Genomic DNA, 13,081 nt, shown 5'->3' on the forward strand with positions numbered 1-13,081 from the left:
GCCAGGAGACGCTTACCCTGCGACCTGTTGTGCCATGGATTTGTCCAGACCTACCCAGCAACGAATGCTCGGCGAGTCGGCCGACCGCTGCCTCGAGAAGTTCATCCACGCGGATGGCAGCGAGCGGGTTGTCCCGGGCTATGTGCGCCGGTCAGCGTCGACAGTTTTCGCTCATGACAGCCATTGAGCCTGATCTGTCGATGGGTGCGGGTCAAATTGGTGGGTCCTGTAGGATTCGAACCTACGACCTACGGATTAAGAGTCCGCTGCTCTACCAACTGAGCTAAGAACCCGGGTATTTGGTGGACCGAAGGAGGATCGAACTCCCGACCTCTGCATTGCGAACGCAGCGCTCTCCCAGCTGAGCTATCGGCCCGACAGGGCAGATTATATACCGTTGCACCCGACTGGTGGGCACGTCGCGCGCCGCGGAGGGCCGGGCGGCGTTGACCGGTGTGCAGCTGCAGCTGGTATTCAAAAACGTTGAATGCGGTCATCAAATGCCTGCATCCCGACTGGCGTGCGCACCGCGTACAGTCTGACCATCGCACTGCGTTGCCCAAGGAGGCTTCCTCGATGATCACCCTGCGCCCCAGCGACGCCCGCGGCCACGCCGATCACGGCTGGTTGCAGGCGCGCCATTCGTTTTCGTTTGCGGACTATTGGGACCCGCGCTACACAGGCTGGGGCAACCTGCGCGTGCTCAACGAAGACCGCATCGCCCCGGGCACCGGCTTTGGCATGCACGGCCACCGCGACATGGAAATCATCACCATCGTGCTGGCGGGCGTGCTCACCCACCGCGACAGCTTGGGCCACCAGGCCGTCATCCGCGCGGGCGATGTGCAGCGCATGAGCGCCGGGCGCGGCATCCGGCACAGCGAAGTCAACGAAGGCCCCGACCCCGTGCATCTGCTGCAAATCTGGATCGAACCGGCTGTGCGCGGCATCGACCCTGGCTACGAGCAACGGGCGCTGCGGCCGTCCAGTGTGGGCACGGGCGTGCGGCCGATCGCCCGGCCAGCGTCGTCGGTGTCATCGGACGCCGCAGCCGCGCCGGACGCCCCCTTGACCATTCACGCCGACGCGGCGTTGGACTTGGCCACGTTGCACGGGCCGCAAGCGGTGCGGCATCCGATCGCGCCCGGGCGCTGCGCCTACGTGCACGTGGTGCGCGGCAGTGTGCACCTGGCCGGGCAGCGGCTAGGCGCGGGTGACGCGGCCATGGTGGCCGACGAGCCCGCGATCACCCTCAGCGACGCGGAGCACGCCGAGGTCCTGTTGTTCGACCTGGCGCCCAACGGGGCTACGCCCGTGCCTGCCTGATACCCATCCGTTGGAACCGAGTTCTTCCCGTGGCCCAGCCGGGCCCAAACCACGCTACCAAAAGGAGAGTCCCACATGCCCAACATCATCGTCGTTTATCACTCGGGCTACGGCCATACCCAGCGCATGGCGCAAGCCGTCGCCGACGGCGCGGGTGCCGCGCTGCTGGCCATCGACGCCGACGGCAACCTGCCCGAAGGCGGCTGGGAGCAGCTCGACGCGGCCGATGCCATCGTCATGGGCAGCCCCACCTACATGGGCAGCGTCAGCTGGCAATTCAAAAAATTTGCCGACGCCTCCAGCAAGCGCTGGTTTACGCAGGCGTGGAAAGACAAGCTGTTCGCGGGCTTTACCAACAGCGCCACCATGAACGGCGACAAACTCTCCACACTGCACTACCTGTTTACGCTGGCGATGCAGCACGGCGGCGTGTGGGTGGGCACGGGCATGATGCCCGCCAACACCAAGGCCGCGCAACGCAACGACGTCAACTACGTCGGCTCGTCGGCCGGTGCCATGGCCACCACGCCGGCGGATGCCGGCGCGCAAGAAATGCTGCCCGGCGACCTGGAGACCGCCCGCCAGTTCGGCCAGCGCATCGCGCAGGTGGCGGCGCGGTGGGTGGGGTGAGGGGGTCTCGAGAAAAGCGCGACAGGCTCAATGCAGGGCGGCCAAGGCCGCCTCTGGTGCCTTGTCGAGCACCTTGAGCAGCGCCTTGGCTGCGCCCGTGGGGCTACGTTTGCCCTGCTCCCAGTTGCGGATCGTCTCCACGGGCACGTCGATACGCTCTGAGAACTCGGCTTGGCTCAACCCCAGGCGCTTGCGCACACGGCGCGCGAATTTGGCTGCGTCCTGCAAGGCCGCTGCCTCGTCAGCCGCCGCTTGTCGGGCAAGATCTGCTTCCGTGGTGCCGTCCACACGGGCCGGGTCGATGCGCCCGCCACTCAACGTGGCCGGGACGGCGGGGTCAATCGTCACGCGTACGGTCTTCATAGTGCTGAACCTCTCGTCGGTTGGCCTTGCGCGCCGAGATGATACGAATGGCATTGCCTCGCGGGGTGTAAACCACGACGAACAGGCGTTGCTCGATCTTCCCCATCAACTGGTACCTTTCCTCGCCATAGCAGTGGCGGGTATCAGCCTGAATCAGCCGGTTGGGATCGAAGAATGCCCTGGCCGCATACGCGAAATCGAAACCCCGCTCAGCGTAACACTGGTCGCTCTTGGCTTCGTCCCATTCGAACTTCACCCTTGAAGTATAGTTCATTGGCCGAGTCTGTTTGCTCGTTCAGACTCGCCGTCGCAGCCAGCGCGGCGAGCGAAAGCGCACCAGCTTGGCGTATAGCCAGACATAGGCCGCCACGAACACCACGGCGCTGGCGATCAGCAGCGCCTCGTGGCGCCAAAACAGCACGGCCGGCACGATCGACAACGTCGACAAGCCCCACAGATAGGGCGAGGTGGCGGAGTTGCGCAGGGTGATGTCCCGTGCCGCCTCGTGGCCCGCGGCCCAGCGCACCAGGCGGCGATAAACCAACATGTGCAAATGCAAACCATCGGGCACCCCTGGAGAGATGCCCCGCAAAAACCGCTTGCGGTAGATGGAAAACACCGTCTCCGTGACCGGGTACAGACACACCAGCAGGCCAAACCAGGGCGAGACCTGCGGCTGTCGTACCACCAGCAGCACCGCCACCTCCGCCAGCACGAATCCTACCAGATACGCCCCGCCGTCGCCCAAAAAAATCAAGCCGCGCGGGTAGTTCCACACCAAAAACCCCAACAGCGCGCCCGCCATGGCCAGGCACAATTGCAGCAGCAGCGTATCGCCCACGGCCCACGCCACGTAGCCCAGGGCGGCAAACATCAACATCGTAGTGGCCGCCGCCAGCCCATTGAAGCCATCGATGATGTTGACCGCGTTGGCCACGCCCGCCACGGCCACCAGCGTCACGATCACACCTAGCGCAGGCCACGTCGCCAGCCACACATCGAGCACCCCCACACGCCCAGCCGCGGCAGCCACGCGCCCAGCAGCCAGCCAGCCAGCCCTGCAGCCACCATCGTGGCGCCCAGGCGCGCCAACACGCCCACGCGCTTGGTCATATCCTCGGCCAAGCCGGCAGCAAACGCGGGCAGTGCGGCCAGCAACAACCACATGGCTTCGGCACCGATCAGCCCGCGCCAAGCGCTCCAGCCCAGGGTGGCACACAAGCCAATGGCGATGGCCACGCCGCCGATACGCGGTACGGAGCCACGGTGGAATTTTTGGACACCCGATATGGCGTCAGCACTCAGATGCAGGTGCCAATGATTGAAACGAATGATAAGGAGTACGGCCAAAAAAGTCAATGAAAAAGCAACGACAAAAGATTGCATTAATTGGTCCTCGTCTTGTCAAGGGTATTGATCCGCTTGGACCATCCTGCGGTTGCTGCGATCAACAATAGTAAAAGAAATGGCAATCGGTATCGATATAATGCACCCACATTGGGTGACGTGTAGACGTAAAAGAGTATGCCTATTATCGCGATGATTGATAGTGACACGAAAGCGCTGTCGATGCCCCGGTAACGCCAAACCCAAAACAAGCCTACCAGTGTGCCATATACCCATACCATTTCTAGACCACTGATCAGTCGCTTGACGCGGCCGCCAGGCGATGACGCCTCGTCCCACCAATGGACTGGAAAGGGAGCTAAAACTCCCACCTGAAGGGCTCGAGGAACGTAGGCTAATGCTTCAACGTAGTTGGTCAGAGGGCGATCGTGATCTATATTGGCATTTCCATCTGACAAGAATCGGATGAAGCCATGGCGATAGCAAAAAATTGCCGCTATCGGTCGACCCAAGATCGGTAAATCAACCTCAGGCTTCCAGGTTTCGCACGGCGGGGCTGCCGGGGCTGCTGGGACTGCCGGGGCTGTTAGGTTCGTAAGTTTTTCGGCGGACAAATAAACCGAGACCACGCAGAAAAATACCACCGTAGCCTTGACGCCCAAACTAAACCACTGTCGCTGCTGGGCGGCCATTCCCAGCGCAAAGATCCACAACAAAGCTGATATCGCAACAAGCAGCTGAGCCTGATATGGTCTAACCCACCACGACAGAAGAACGCCAACGGTTGCTGCCGCCGCTATTTTCCACGAGCGACTCGACTGCAGAGGCTGGCGACCAAATGTCATGACCCACGACCACGCAAAAAGCAAAACTCCGGGTAGAGACAGAATGTCTTTCTGCAACTGCCCGTAAATAAGTAATGACGATGGAAAAATAAACGGTACGATGATCAACCATGTCAGATTGTCTTTTACACCCAGTGCCTGGCCTATCGATACGGCAGCCACTAACGCCACGGCGTACAGCATACCACTGATTGGTAGCAATACCCACGGCTCCCTTATGCCGGACAACACATAAAAAGCGGCTGCCAGACTCGCCGGTGCTTGTCCCTCGTAACGCAAAACCCAGGCTGACCAGCCTTCGCGTTCGATGGACTCGGCCAGGCGCAGCGCTTGCTCGTGAAACATCACCCAATCACCGCCCGCCAGCAAGCCATATCCCGCATGCCATGGTGTCGCGGGGATCACCCACCACTGCAACAATACACCTGTTATCAGCACCCAGGCCCACCCGCCGATGAGAAAGGTGCCACCACGCAATGGATACCGCATCGTTTGCTCCCACAGTCTTTGAATCATTTCGTTGTTCGGTTTACATCGACCGTTTGTATCAGGATGGCGTTGGCCCGCCGGACGTCAAAACGCTCCTCGGCCAGGCGACGACTCTCCGCCCCCATGCGCGCGATCAGCGCCGGTTCGTCGATGAAGCGCTGCATGGCGGCTGCCAGTGCGGGCACGTCGCGTGGCGGTACTAAAAAGCCGTTGACGCCATCGACGACCGTCTCGCGGCAGCCGGGTGCGTCGGTAGTGATGACCGCGCGACCCATGGCCATGGCCTCTTGTGTGCTGCGGGGCACGCCCTCGCGGTACGATGGCAGGACGAACACACTCGTTTGCGCGAGCCACGGCTTGACGTCTACCTGCCCAGGCCATTCGATGATGCCAGCCTGCACCCAAGGCTGGACGTCGGCCTCGCGCAGCGACCCGGGATTGTCGTCGAGTGCGCCCAACAACAGAAAGCGCGTCGACAGATGGCGTTCTTTGATCAACCGCGCCGCTTGCACGAACTCGAGCACGCCTTTTTCGCGCAACAGGCGGGCGACCAGCGTGAACGTGATGGGAGTCGTATGGGGAGGGCAAAAGGGCCAGTCGGAAAGCGGCACGCCGATGCCGCCCAGTACGATGGCTTTCTGCCGCTCCAGGCCGCACTGACGCTGCAGATCACGGGCGTCATCGGGGTTGAGTACGATCACCCGATGCGCCTGTCGAAACGCTACGCGGTAGAGCACGGAAAGTACGGCGCCGACCATGCGCTGCTTGCTGGTGCGGCCGTCCTGCCCTTCGGTGAAGGCAAAGCCCATGCCTTCCACCATGGCCACCCGGCGCGGCACCCGGGCCCATGCCGCCGCCAGCATTCCCCATACATTGGTTTTGGCGGCATAGGTCAACACGGCATCTGGTCGGCTGTCGCGCAAATGGCGATAAAGCACCCACAGCGAGCGCAAGTCCTGCAGGGGGTTGAGCCCGGTGCGGGACAAAGGGAATGTCCGCGCCTGGGCACCCAAAGCCCGCAAACGCTGCCGCTGGTCTGGCGTCCAGTCGGGTGCCAGCACCTCGACCTGCCAACCCGCTGCCACCAGATCGGCAATCAACGGCGCGCGGAAGTTGAGCGTCGCCCCCGCCGCGTGACCGATGAGGGTGATTTGGCGCGTCTGTGATGCTGCGTTCATAGCACCGTCTGCCGCTTGGGCATCGTTGTCGCATCCAGCCACGCCTGAAACATCAACACATCCCACAAATAAAACGCCCAGTTGCGCTGGCCAGAGAGGTGTTCGTCCCACTTTTCACGAATTGGCGCGGGGAGAAAGAAACCATCGCGCGTTAGTCGTTCGTGTGACAGCAGGTTTTCAGCCCATTCGCGCAGCGGCCCGCGCAGCCAGCCATCCAGCGGCACATCGGTGAGCATCTGGCCGGCAATGGCTTGACGCAGCAGCGCATCCAGCGTTTGCGCGGCGTCGGCGTCGCTGCCTGTAAAGGGGTGCGCACGTCCGTGCTGGACCGCGTGATGTACCGACCAGTAGGTCGTCGTCCCTGAAAAATTCATTTTCACGCCGCCCTTAGCCGCAGCTGGGCAGGGTTGGCGCCACTGGTCTCGGTTGGCCGCCGCTGGGCGAGCCACCGGCCGATGAGGCGCACGGCCGCAATGAGGCGCAAAAAAGCTCGCCTCAAGAAGGGCACGCCCTTGTTGGCGATCATGCGCAGCAGCCAGCGGATGTTGTAGCCCGCCGCGCACAGCACCGCGTGCAGCCGGTCACCCTGCTCGCCCTTGAGGTGGCACCTGTCCATGCGGTGATCCTGCTTCAAGTGCCCGATGACCGGCTCGATGGCCTGGCGGCGCTTGAGCAGTCTGCGCTCCTCGTGCGTCAGGCGCTTGATCTTGCCGCGGTGCACCAGGCGCACATCCGCAATGTCGGCCTCCACCCCGCGGTAGCCCAAGTCGGCATAGGCCGTGTTGGGCTTGATGCCGCTGTCCTGCATCAGGATCGTGGCCTGCTCCAGCTGCGCTTGCAGCGTGTGCCCGTCGTAGGGGTTGCCATGGAAGGCCCGGGCTCCGACGATGAGGCTGTGCTTCAGGGTGCTGGCAATGCCGACCTTGACGCCGAACTCGTAAGGGCAGCGGGCCTTGCCCTTGTTGATGCACTCCACCTCCGGCGCGTGCCAGGCGTAGAGCTTTCGAGTCCCGTCGGCGGTCTTTCGGTTGGCAGTCTGCGCCACCAGACGCGCCGCCTTGTTGAGGGTGTGGCCAAGAGCGCTCTGGATGGCCTGCCCCAGGCGGCTGGCCTTGCGCTCGATCTCGCGCTGCAGCCTGGCCACGATCGTGCGCTGACGCTTGATGACCCGGCGCATGCGCGCAAACTGCCGCGCGTGCGCATAGCGTCCTGCCTTGCGGGCCAGCTCCTTGCCTTCCTTGGCAAAGGTCTGCTTCAAGGCGATGCCGGCGGCCTTGGCCGCCTCCACCAGCTTGGTGCGTGCGGTCTGCAGCAACCGGCTGTCGGTCGGATGGGCCACCGCCTTGGGCTGCACGGTCGTGTCCACCACCACGCGCTTGAGTTCCTGCGGCTTGATGAGTCCGGTTTCCACCGCCACGTTGATCGTCTGCGCCAGGAGTTCTTCCACCCCCTCCTCGCCCAGCAGCCGGCGAAACTTCACCAGCGTCGTGGCGTCGCACGGCCGGCGATGTTCAAAGTACGCCCGCCCCGAGAAGAACTGCCATGTGGGGGTTTCGCCCCAGCGCTCGACCACCCCTTCGTCCGACTCGTTGAAGGCGTGCTTCAGATACAGCAGCGCGATCATCACGCGCAGCGGCACGCGGGGTCGGCCTGCGTTGGACGCCCGAGCTGCGCGCACCGGAGATTCGCCAAAGAGGTCCAGATCGGGCATCGCGACACCTGCGCGCGCTTTGCGCATGAACAGGTGCGACAGCCTTGCTTCCAACTCCTGCCACGGCATGCGTGAGGACAACACCGCCAGCGGATGGCGCAGGTCGATCATCTGATCGAGCCGGGCGCGGAAGAAGTCCTCGGTGGCAGGGCAGGCAAACATCGCAAAACTCCCAGAAAACGGCGCATCAGACCATCAAATCTGGGGGAAATTGTACTCGCAAACAGACAATAACACAAGAAAAATCATGAGGTTATGAATATTTCAGGGGCGACTAGGTCTGTGGCGCTGGGTTGTGGCACGACTGAGCGTCTTTTTTCGCCAACGGTCAACCACGTACCTGGGGGCAGCTTATGAATACCCCAATAGATCGAGTTCGGCGCTGGCACGTAACCCAAGCGCATGAATAGCGCCAACGCCCCGCGGTCGATGCCGCCCACAAAGGCGGGATGCGCCCGCAGCGCCTTGAGCTCCGACCCAAAGAGGAAGACGCCGCCCTGCCAGCCGTAGTAGAGTGGCTTTTCGCCCATGCGGTCGCGCGCCAGCGTCAGGGTGCGGGTCTCCCGGTCCCACAAAGCCAGGTGGTTGTAAATCTCGCCGTTGAAGGCGATGACCAACCGGGCACGCACCGAAACCATCGGCTGATGCCCAGCGGGCGACAAGTCCAGAATCGCCAACCGCCGGTGGCCCAGGGCAAAACCGGCTGTCTCATCGAGCCACACCCCGGCATCATCGGGGCCACGGTGGATGAGGGTGTCCGCCGTCCGGCGGATGAAAAGCTGCGCTTCCTCAGCGGCGCAGCCCTTGGGCTGCCAGAAACCGGTCAGGCCGCACATGGTTCAGAATACATTACTAGGGAACCTCTGCACTACCCCGCCCACTCGTTCGTGGCGACGAGTTGAGGGTCAATATCGTTTCGTAGGACGGGATCGAAGCAGATGCTGAGCCGTCTTTTGGCTCCAGCAAGCCCCTTGATGGGCCCTCTGGAGCCCCATCCGGCCCCAGTGAGCCCACTGCGGGCGCACTTATCCCGTCGCAGCCAGCAAGGCTTTGCGCGCCAGCCACAGATTGACCAGCGCAAACAGGACGTTGAGCTGCGCGCCGTTCTTGGCCAAGCCTCGATAGGGCGTCTTGCGGTAGCCAAACTGGCATTTGAGTACCCGAAACGGATGCTCACCCTTGGCACGAATGCGCGCCTTGGTGCGTTCCAAGGCATCCATCACCTGGCCAAGAAAAGTGCGCTTGTCCAATGCCCGGCGCTTGCCCGGCCGCATGGCCACGTGCCAAGCGACTTGCTTGCCCTGGTTTTCCGCTCGCTTGTCCACTCCCTGATAGCCCGCATCGGCAAAGACGTCGGTCTCTTGCCCGTGCAAGAGCCGATGCGCCTGCGTCACATCCGAGACGTTGGCAGCGGTGGCCACCACCGTGTGTACCAGCCCTGTCTCGGCGTCGACCCCAACGTGCGCTTTCATGCCGAAGTACCACTGGTTGCCCTTCTTCGTCTGGTGCATCTCAGGGTCGCGCTCACGGCGGGCGTTCTTGGTCGAGCTGGGAGCAGCAATGAGCGTGGCATCCACGATGGTGCCGCTCTTGAGCATGAGGCCACGCTCGGTCAGGATGCGATTGACCGTCTCGAGGATACGCTGGCTCAGGCCGTGTTGCTCCAGCAGGTGGCGAAAGCGCAGGATGGTGCTCTCATCCGGCACGACATCCACCCCCAGGTCCAGACCAACAAAGCTCGCCAGCAGCGGCGTGTCGTACAAGGCTTCCTCCACCGCCGGGTCCGACAGACCAAACCACTGCTGCAAAAAATGAATCCTCAGCAGCTTCTCTACCGCAAAGGGTGGCCGCCCACCCTTGGGACCCGCCTTCGGCGCATACGGCTCGATGAGTGCGACCAACTCTGCCCACGGCACCACACGGTCCATCTGCTCCAAAAACGCACGCTTGCGGGTGCGCTTGGCGCGCAGCTCAAAGCCCGTATACATCGGCGCCTCCAGACTCATCTGCTTCATGTCGCTATTGTCCCATCCCGGCAGTCTGGCAGGAAGGTTTTGCAGACCTTCCTTAGGGGTCTTCATGGACAAATGGCATCCCATGCGCCCTAATCGCTCCAACCCGCGTCGAGCGGAACCATTTTTATGGTGTGCCGAGTCGCGCTGAGCGGCTCCATGACGGCATAGTCGATGGATTCGGCAGGAACGGCGCCAAATTCGGCTTTGGCTGGGCGGATGAAGGCGGCATCGATGCTGCGTCTTTCCCACGCTTCGCGCGTGGTGTGCAGGATATCGGGCCGGAATTGCGCCAGCGCCTCCAGCCAAACCGAGGCTGTGAGCACGAACATGCCGGCATTCCAGTAATAGCCGCCCTCGGCCAGAAAGCGGGAGGCGGTGGCGGCATCGGGCTTCTCGACGAAGCGTTCCACCGAGAAAACAGGCCCCGGTTGGGCGGCCGCAGCGACCTTGATGTAGCCGTAGCCGGTTTCGGGGGCTGTGGGTGGCACGCCAAGGATGACGATGGCGCCCTCGGCGGCCTGACGGGTGGCGGTGTGCATCGCAGCCGTGAAGGCTGCAGTATCAGCGACAGCTTGATCGGCGGAGGTGACGATGAGTATCGGATCCTGATCGTCCTCTCGGGCGGCAAGGGCAGCCAGCGTCAGCGCCGGCGCGGTGTTGCGGCCAACGGGCTCGAGCAATACCGACGCCGTGTTCACGCCGATTTCGCGCATTTGCTCGAGTGCCAGGAAGCGATGTTCTTCGTTGGTGACGATGAAGGGAGCGCATACATCGATATCTTCGCCCGCCAGGCCAACCAAGCGCCTGGTCGCCTGCTGGAATAGGCTTTCCTTGCCGGTCAGACACAGGAACTGCTTAGGAAAGCCCGACCGAGAAAGCGGCCACAACCGGGTGCCCGAGCCGCCGCAGAGAATGACCGGTCTGGTCTGAATCATGGTTTTCCGGGGAGCGGTCCGTTCAAGTTCCTACAACCTGCCCGCCGTGCCCCGCTTGCAGCTCGGCAATGCGCTCGGGTTTGATGTCAAAGCCGGTGACAGGGTAGCGTTTGCCAAACTCGACCGCCAAGGGCGGGCCGACGTAGCCGAGGCCGATGACGGCGATGGGTTGTCCGATGAGGTTCATGTCGCGGGTTGCCAGGGGTTGACGATCGGGACGCCAGTGGGTGTGAAGTCGGTGACGTTGCGCGTGACGACCGCCATACCATGCACCAATGCAGTAGCCGCGATCAGGGCGTCACGTTCTCCCCGCGGGTTGGGTACATGCAACCGGGCACAGCGCAGGGCGACATTGGTGTCGAGCAGGTACATCACGCCAAATCGGCCGTACGAAGAGAGCCGGCGATGCGTGGCGGCTGAAAGTCGATGTCAGTCACGTCCGGCATGGCCAGCGCGTCGGCGATGCTGCGGTGCTGGTGGGTGAGGCGCTGGTATTCCTCGAAACTTAGCAGCACATGCGCGGGTTTACCACGGACGGTGATGATGACTGGACCGCGGCTGGCCGCCGTTTTGGCGCGTGTAACGTCTTGGTTGAGTTCTCGGCTGGAGAGGGTTGTAATGGCCATGGGGATCTCCTTTGCCATGCTGATGTGGCTATGTTTCTACGTCGCCGATGGCTTTGGTGTAAAACCCTCCACTTCCCACCCCACCACATTGCGCGTGGCGCTGCTGAACTCCACGCCCAGCAACCAGATGGGGCGGCCGTCGGCGCGGTATTTGTCGGCGTAGCCCCTCTGTCGCAGCTGGGCGATCGCCTCGCCCGTGGGGGCGTCGCCGTCGATGCGCTTGAACTCCATGATGACGATGGCCTGCGGGAGTCTCAGCGTCAAGTCGATGCGGCCTTGGTTCGTGACGTCTTCCGGCGTCAGGTCGAGCCCGAGGCTGGCGAGGTGCGAGTAAAAGACACTGGCCCAGTAGCCCTCGTAGTGCAGCACGGGATTCGCCCGGTACCAGTCGGCGGGGATGCTGGCAAAGAGCGACTCGAAGTGCGCGCGCAGCGCGGGCCAGTCCAGCGTTTGCAGCAGGTCGTACAAGCGGCTGATGTGCGCGCTGGTGGTGCTGGGGTTGGGGGTGAGCGCCAGGAGCAGCGCCTCGTTGAAGGCGCTCTCGACCTCTTGGTTGGGGTAGCCCAGCCGGTAGTCGGCCCGTGCGCCCCGCCGCCGCACGTCCTGTATCGTCAAATAGCCCGTCTGCCACAGCAGCGCTTCGGTGCCGATGTGCTCGACGTCGAAGGCGTTGAGCAGCTGGTCGCTGGCATAGAGTGCATCGAGCTGCGGGGTAAACGTCTGGCGGCTGCGCAGCAGATCGACCAGGAACGTGGGCGTGCCGGTTTCGAACCAGTAAGCGCGAAAGGTGCGCTCTTGCAGCAGCAGCAGCACATCGAACGGGTTGTAGACCGACTCGCCCAACCAGCGGTAGCCGTTGTACCAGCGGCGGATCTCGTCACGGTCGAGCCCTTCCAACTCCGGGGCAAAAACGGCGTCGAGGTCGGCTTCGGTGTAGCCGCAGATGGCCGAATACTCCGCCGAGACGGTGATGTCGCGCAGGTTGTTCAGGCCCGAGAAGATCGAGACCTTGCTGAACTTGGAAACCCCGGTCAGGAACGCGAACTGGATGTGCGCGTCCTGATCCTTGATGACGGAGTACAGGTTGCGCAAGCCCTCGCGCATGGCGCGCGCCACCTCGGGGTCGGTCAGGTTGTCCAGGATGGGTTTGTCGTACTCATCGACAAGCACCACGGCGCGCTGGCCGTGGCGTTGGACCGCCTGCTGGATCAGATGGCGAAAGCGCAGGTGGCTGTCTCCGGCCGCGGGTACGTCTAACCCCAAGCGTTGGGCGTTGGCGTCGAGCTCGTCGGCGATGTGGGCTTCCAGCCCAGCACGGTTGTCTAGCCGTCCCCCACCGAAGCTGATCCGAATGACGGGGTGCTTCTTGGACCAATCCCACTGGTCGTGGCAGGTCAGGCCACGAAAGAGCGGCTCGTTGCCGGCGAAGAGTTCCGCGAGTGTGTCCAGAAAGAGCGACTTGCCAAAGCGCCGCGGGCGGGAGAGGAAGTAGTGCGAGCCCGATTCGATCAGCCGAAGCGCATAGGCGGTTTTGTCGACGTAGTAGTAGCCCCCTTCGCGGATCTTGGCGAAGGTCTGGATGCCGATGGGCAGTGGGCGACGGGTCATGGGTGCGT

General features: G+C 62.9%; 12 protein-coding genes, 2 tRNA genes and 4 pseudogenes. 2 read left to right on the forward strand and 16 right to left on the reverse strand.

Annotated elements, in window-relative coordinates; genetic code table 11:
• Positions 1-217: 217 nt before the first annotated feature.
• Positions 218-293, reverse strand: a tRNA-Lys gene (locus ACPP3B_RS08985).
• A gap of 7 nt (positions 294-300) precedes the next feature.
• Positions 301-376 (reverse strand) — tRNA-Ala (locus ACPP3B_RS08990).
• A gap of 200 nt (positions 377-576) precedes the next feature.
• Here ACPP3B_RS08990 and ACPP3B_RS08995 point away from each other — a divergent pair.
• Entirely contained in the window at positions 577-1,326 is a 750-nt protein-coding gene (locus ACPP3B_RS08995) for a pirin family protein (RefSeq protein ID WP_424858766.1), read from the forward strand.
• Positions 1,327-1,401: 75 nt separating this feature from the next.
• Complete coding sequence (locus tag ACPP3B_RS09000) at positions 1,402-1,956, forward strand: flavodoxin family protein (RefSeq protein ID WP_299021895.1); 555 nt, start codon at positions 1,402-1,404, stop codon at positions 1,954-1,956.
• Between the two features lie 27 nt (positions 1,957-1,983).
• Here ACPP3B_RS09000 and ACPP3B_RS09005 read toward each other — a convergent pair whose 3' ends face one another.
• The 14 genes and pseudogenes from ACPP3B_RS09005 to ACPP3B_RS09070 form a co-directional block, all read right to left on the reverse strand.
• A complete protein-coding gene (locus tag ACPP3B_RS09005; protein WP_424858767.1) occupies positions 1,984-2,304 on the reverse strand; it encodes a helix-turn-helix domain-containing protein in 321 nt (106 codons plus the stop codon).
• Complete coding sequence (locus ACPP3B_RS09010; protein ID WP_424858768.1) at positions 2,294-2,575, reverse strand: BrnT family toxin; 282 nt, start codon at positions 2,573-2,575, stop codon at positions 2,294-2,296. Before ACPP3B_RS09010 ends, ACPP3B_RS09005 begins: the two co-directional genes overlap by 11 nt.
• A 39-nt stretch (positions 2,576-2,614) precedes the next feature.
• Positions 2,615-3,705: pseudogene (locus tag ACPP3B_RS09015) on the reverse strand (MraY family glycosyltransferase).
• Positions 3,705-5,027: a hypothetical protein gene (locus ACPP3B_RS09020; RefSeq protein WP_424858769.1), complete on the reverse strand. Its 1,323-nt coding sequence runs from the start codon at positions 5,025-5,027 to the stop codon at positions 3,705-3,707. Before ACPP3B_RS09020 ends, ACPP3B_RS09015 begins: the two are co-directional and overlap by 1 nt.
• Complete coding sequence (locus ACPP3B_RS09025; RefSeq protein ID WP_424858770.1) at positions 5,024-6,178, reverse strand: glycosyltransferase family 4 protein; 1,155 nt, start codon at positions 6,176-6,178, stop codon at positions 5,024-5,026. Before ACPP3B_RS09025 ends, ACPP3B_RS09020 begins: the two co-directional genes overlap by 4 nt.
• The gene (locus ACPP3B_RS09030) at positions 6,175-6,552 is read right to left on the reverse strand and encodes an asparagine synthase-related protein (protein ID WP_424860173.1); all 378 of its coding nucleotides are present in this window, start codon (positions 6,550-6,552) and stop codon (positions 6,175-6,177) included. Before ACPP3B_RS09030 ends, ACPP3B_RS09025 begins: the two co-directional genes overlap by 4 nt.
• A 2-nt stretch (positions 6,553-6,554) precedes the next feature.
• A complete protein-coding gene (locus ACPP3B_RS09035) occupies positions 6,555-8,051 on the reverse strand; it encodes an IS5 family transposase (protein WP_424858771.1) in 1,497 nt (498 codons plus the stop codon).
• A 128-nt stretch (positions 8,052-8,179) separates the two neighbouring features.
• A pseudogene (locus ACPP3B_RS09040) lies at positions 8,180-8,725 on the reverse strand (asparagine synthetase B family protein); the annotation flags it as partial.
• A 189-nt stretch (positions 8,726-8,914) separates the two neighbouring features.
• Positions 8,915-9,904: an IS5 family transposase gene (locus ACPP3B_RS09045; protein WP_066708478.1), complete on the reverse strand. Its 990-nt coding sequence runs from the start codon at positions 9,902-9,904 to the stop codon at positions 8,915-8,917.
• Positions 9,905-9,993: 89 nt separating this feature from the next.
• Entirely contained in the window at positions 9,994-10,839 is an 846-nt protein-coding gene (locus ACPP3B_RS09050; RefSeq protein WP_424858772.1) for a mannose-1-phosphate guanylyltransferase, read from the reverse strand.
• 49 nt (positions 10,840-10,888) lie between these two features.
• Positions 10,889-11,026, reverse strand: a pseudogene (locus ACPP3B_RS09055) (Vi polysaccharide biosynthesis UDP-N-acetylglucosamine C-6 dehydrogenase TviB); the annotation flags it as partial.
• A pseudogene (locus tag ACPP3B_RS09060) lies at positions 11,023-11,202 on the reverse strand (PIN domain-containing protein); the annotation flags it as partial. The pseudogenes ACPP3B_RS09060 and ACPP3B_RS09055, both read right to left, overlap by 4 nt.
• Before the next feature lie 8 nt (positions 11,203-11,210).
• Positions 11,211-11,465, reverse strand: a complete 255-nt coding sequence (locus ACPP3B_RS09065; RefSeq protein WP_424858773.1) for a type II toxin-antitoxin system Phd/YefM family antitoxin — start codon at positions 11,463-11,465, stop codon at positions 11,211-11,213.
• A 36-nt stretch (positions 11,466-11,501) separates the two neighbouring features.
• The gene (locus ACPP3B_RS09070) at positions 11,502-13,073 is read right to left on the reverse strand and encodes an ATP-binding protein (RefSeq protein ID WP_424858774.1); all 1,572 of its coding nucleotides are present in this window, start codon (positions 13,071-13,073) and stop codon (positions 11,502-11,504) included.
• Positions 13,074-13,081 lie beyond the last annotated feature (8 nt).

Source organism: Tepidimonas sp. HKU77 (assembly GCF_049728535.1).
Lineage (GTDB): Bacteria > Pseudomonadota > Gammaproteobacteria > Burkholderiales > Burkholderiaceae_C > Tepidimonas.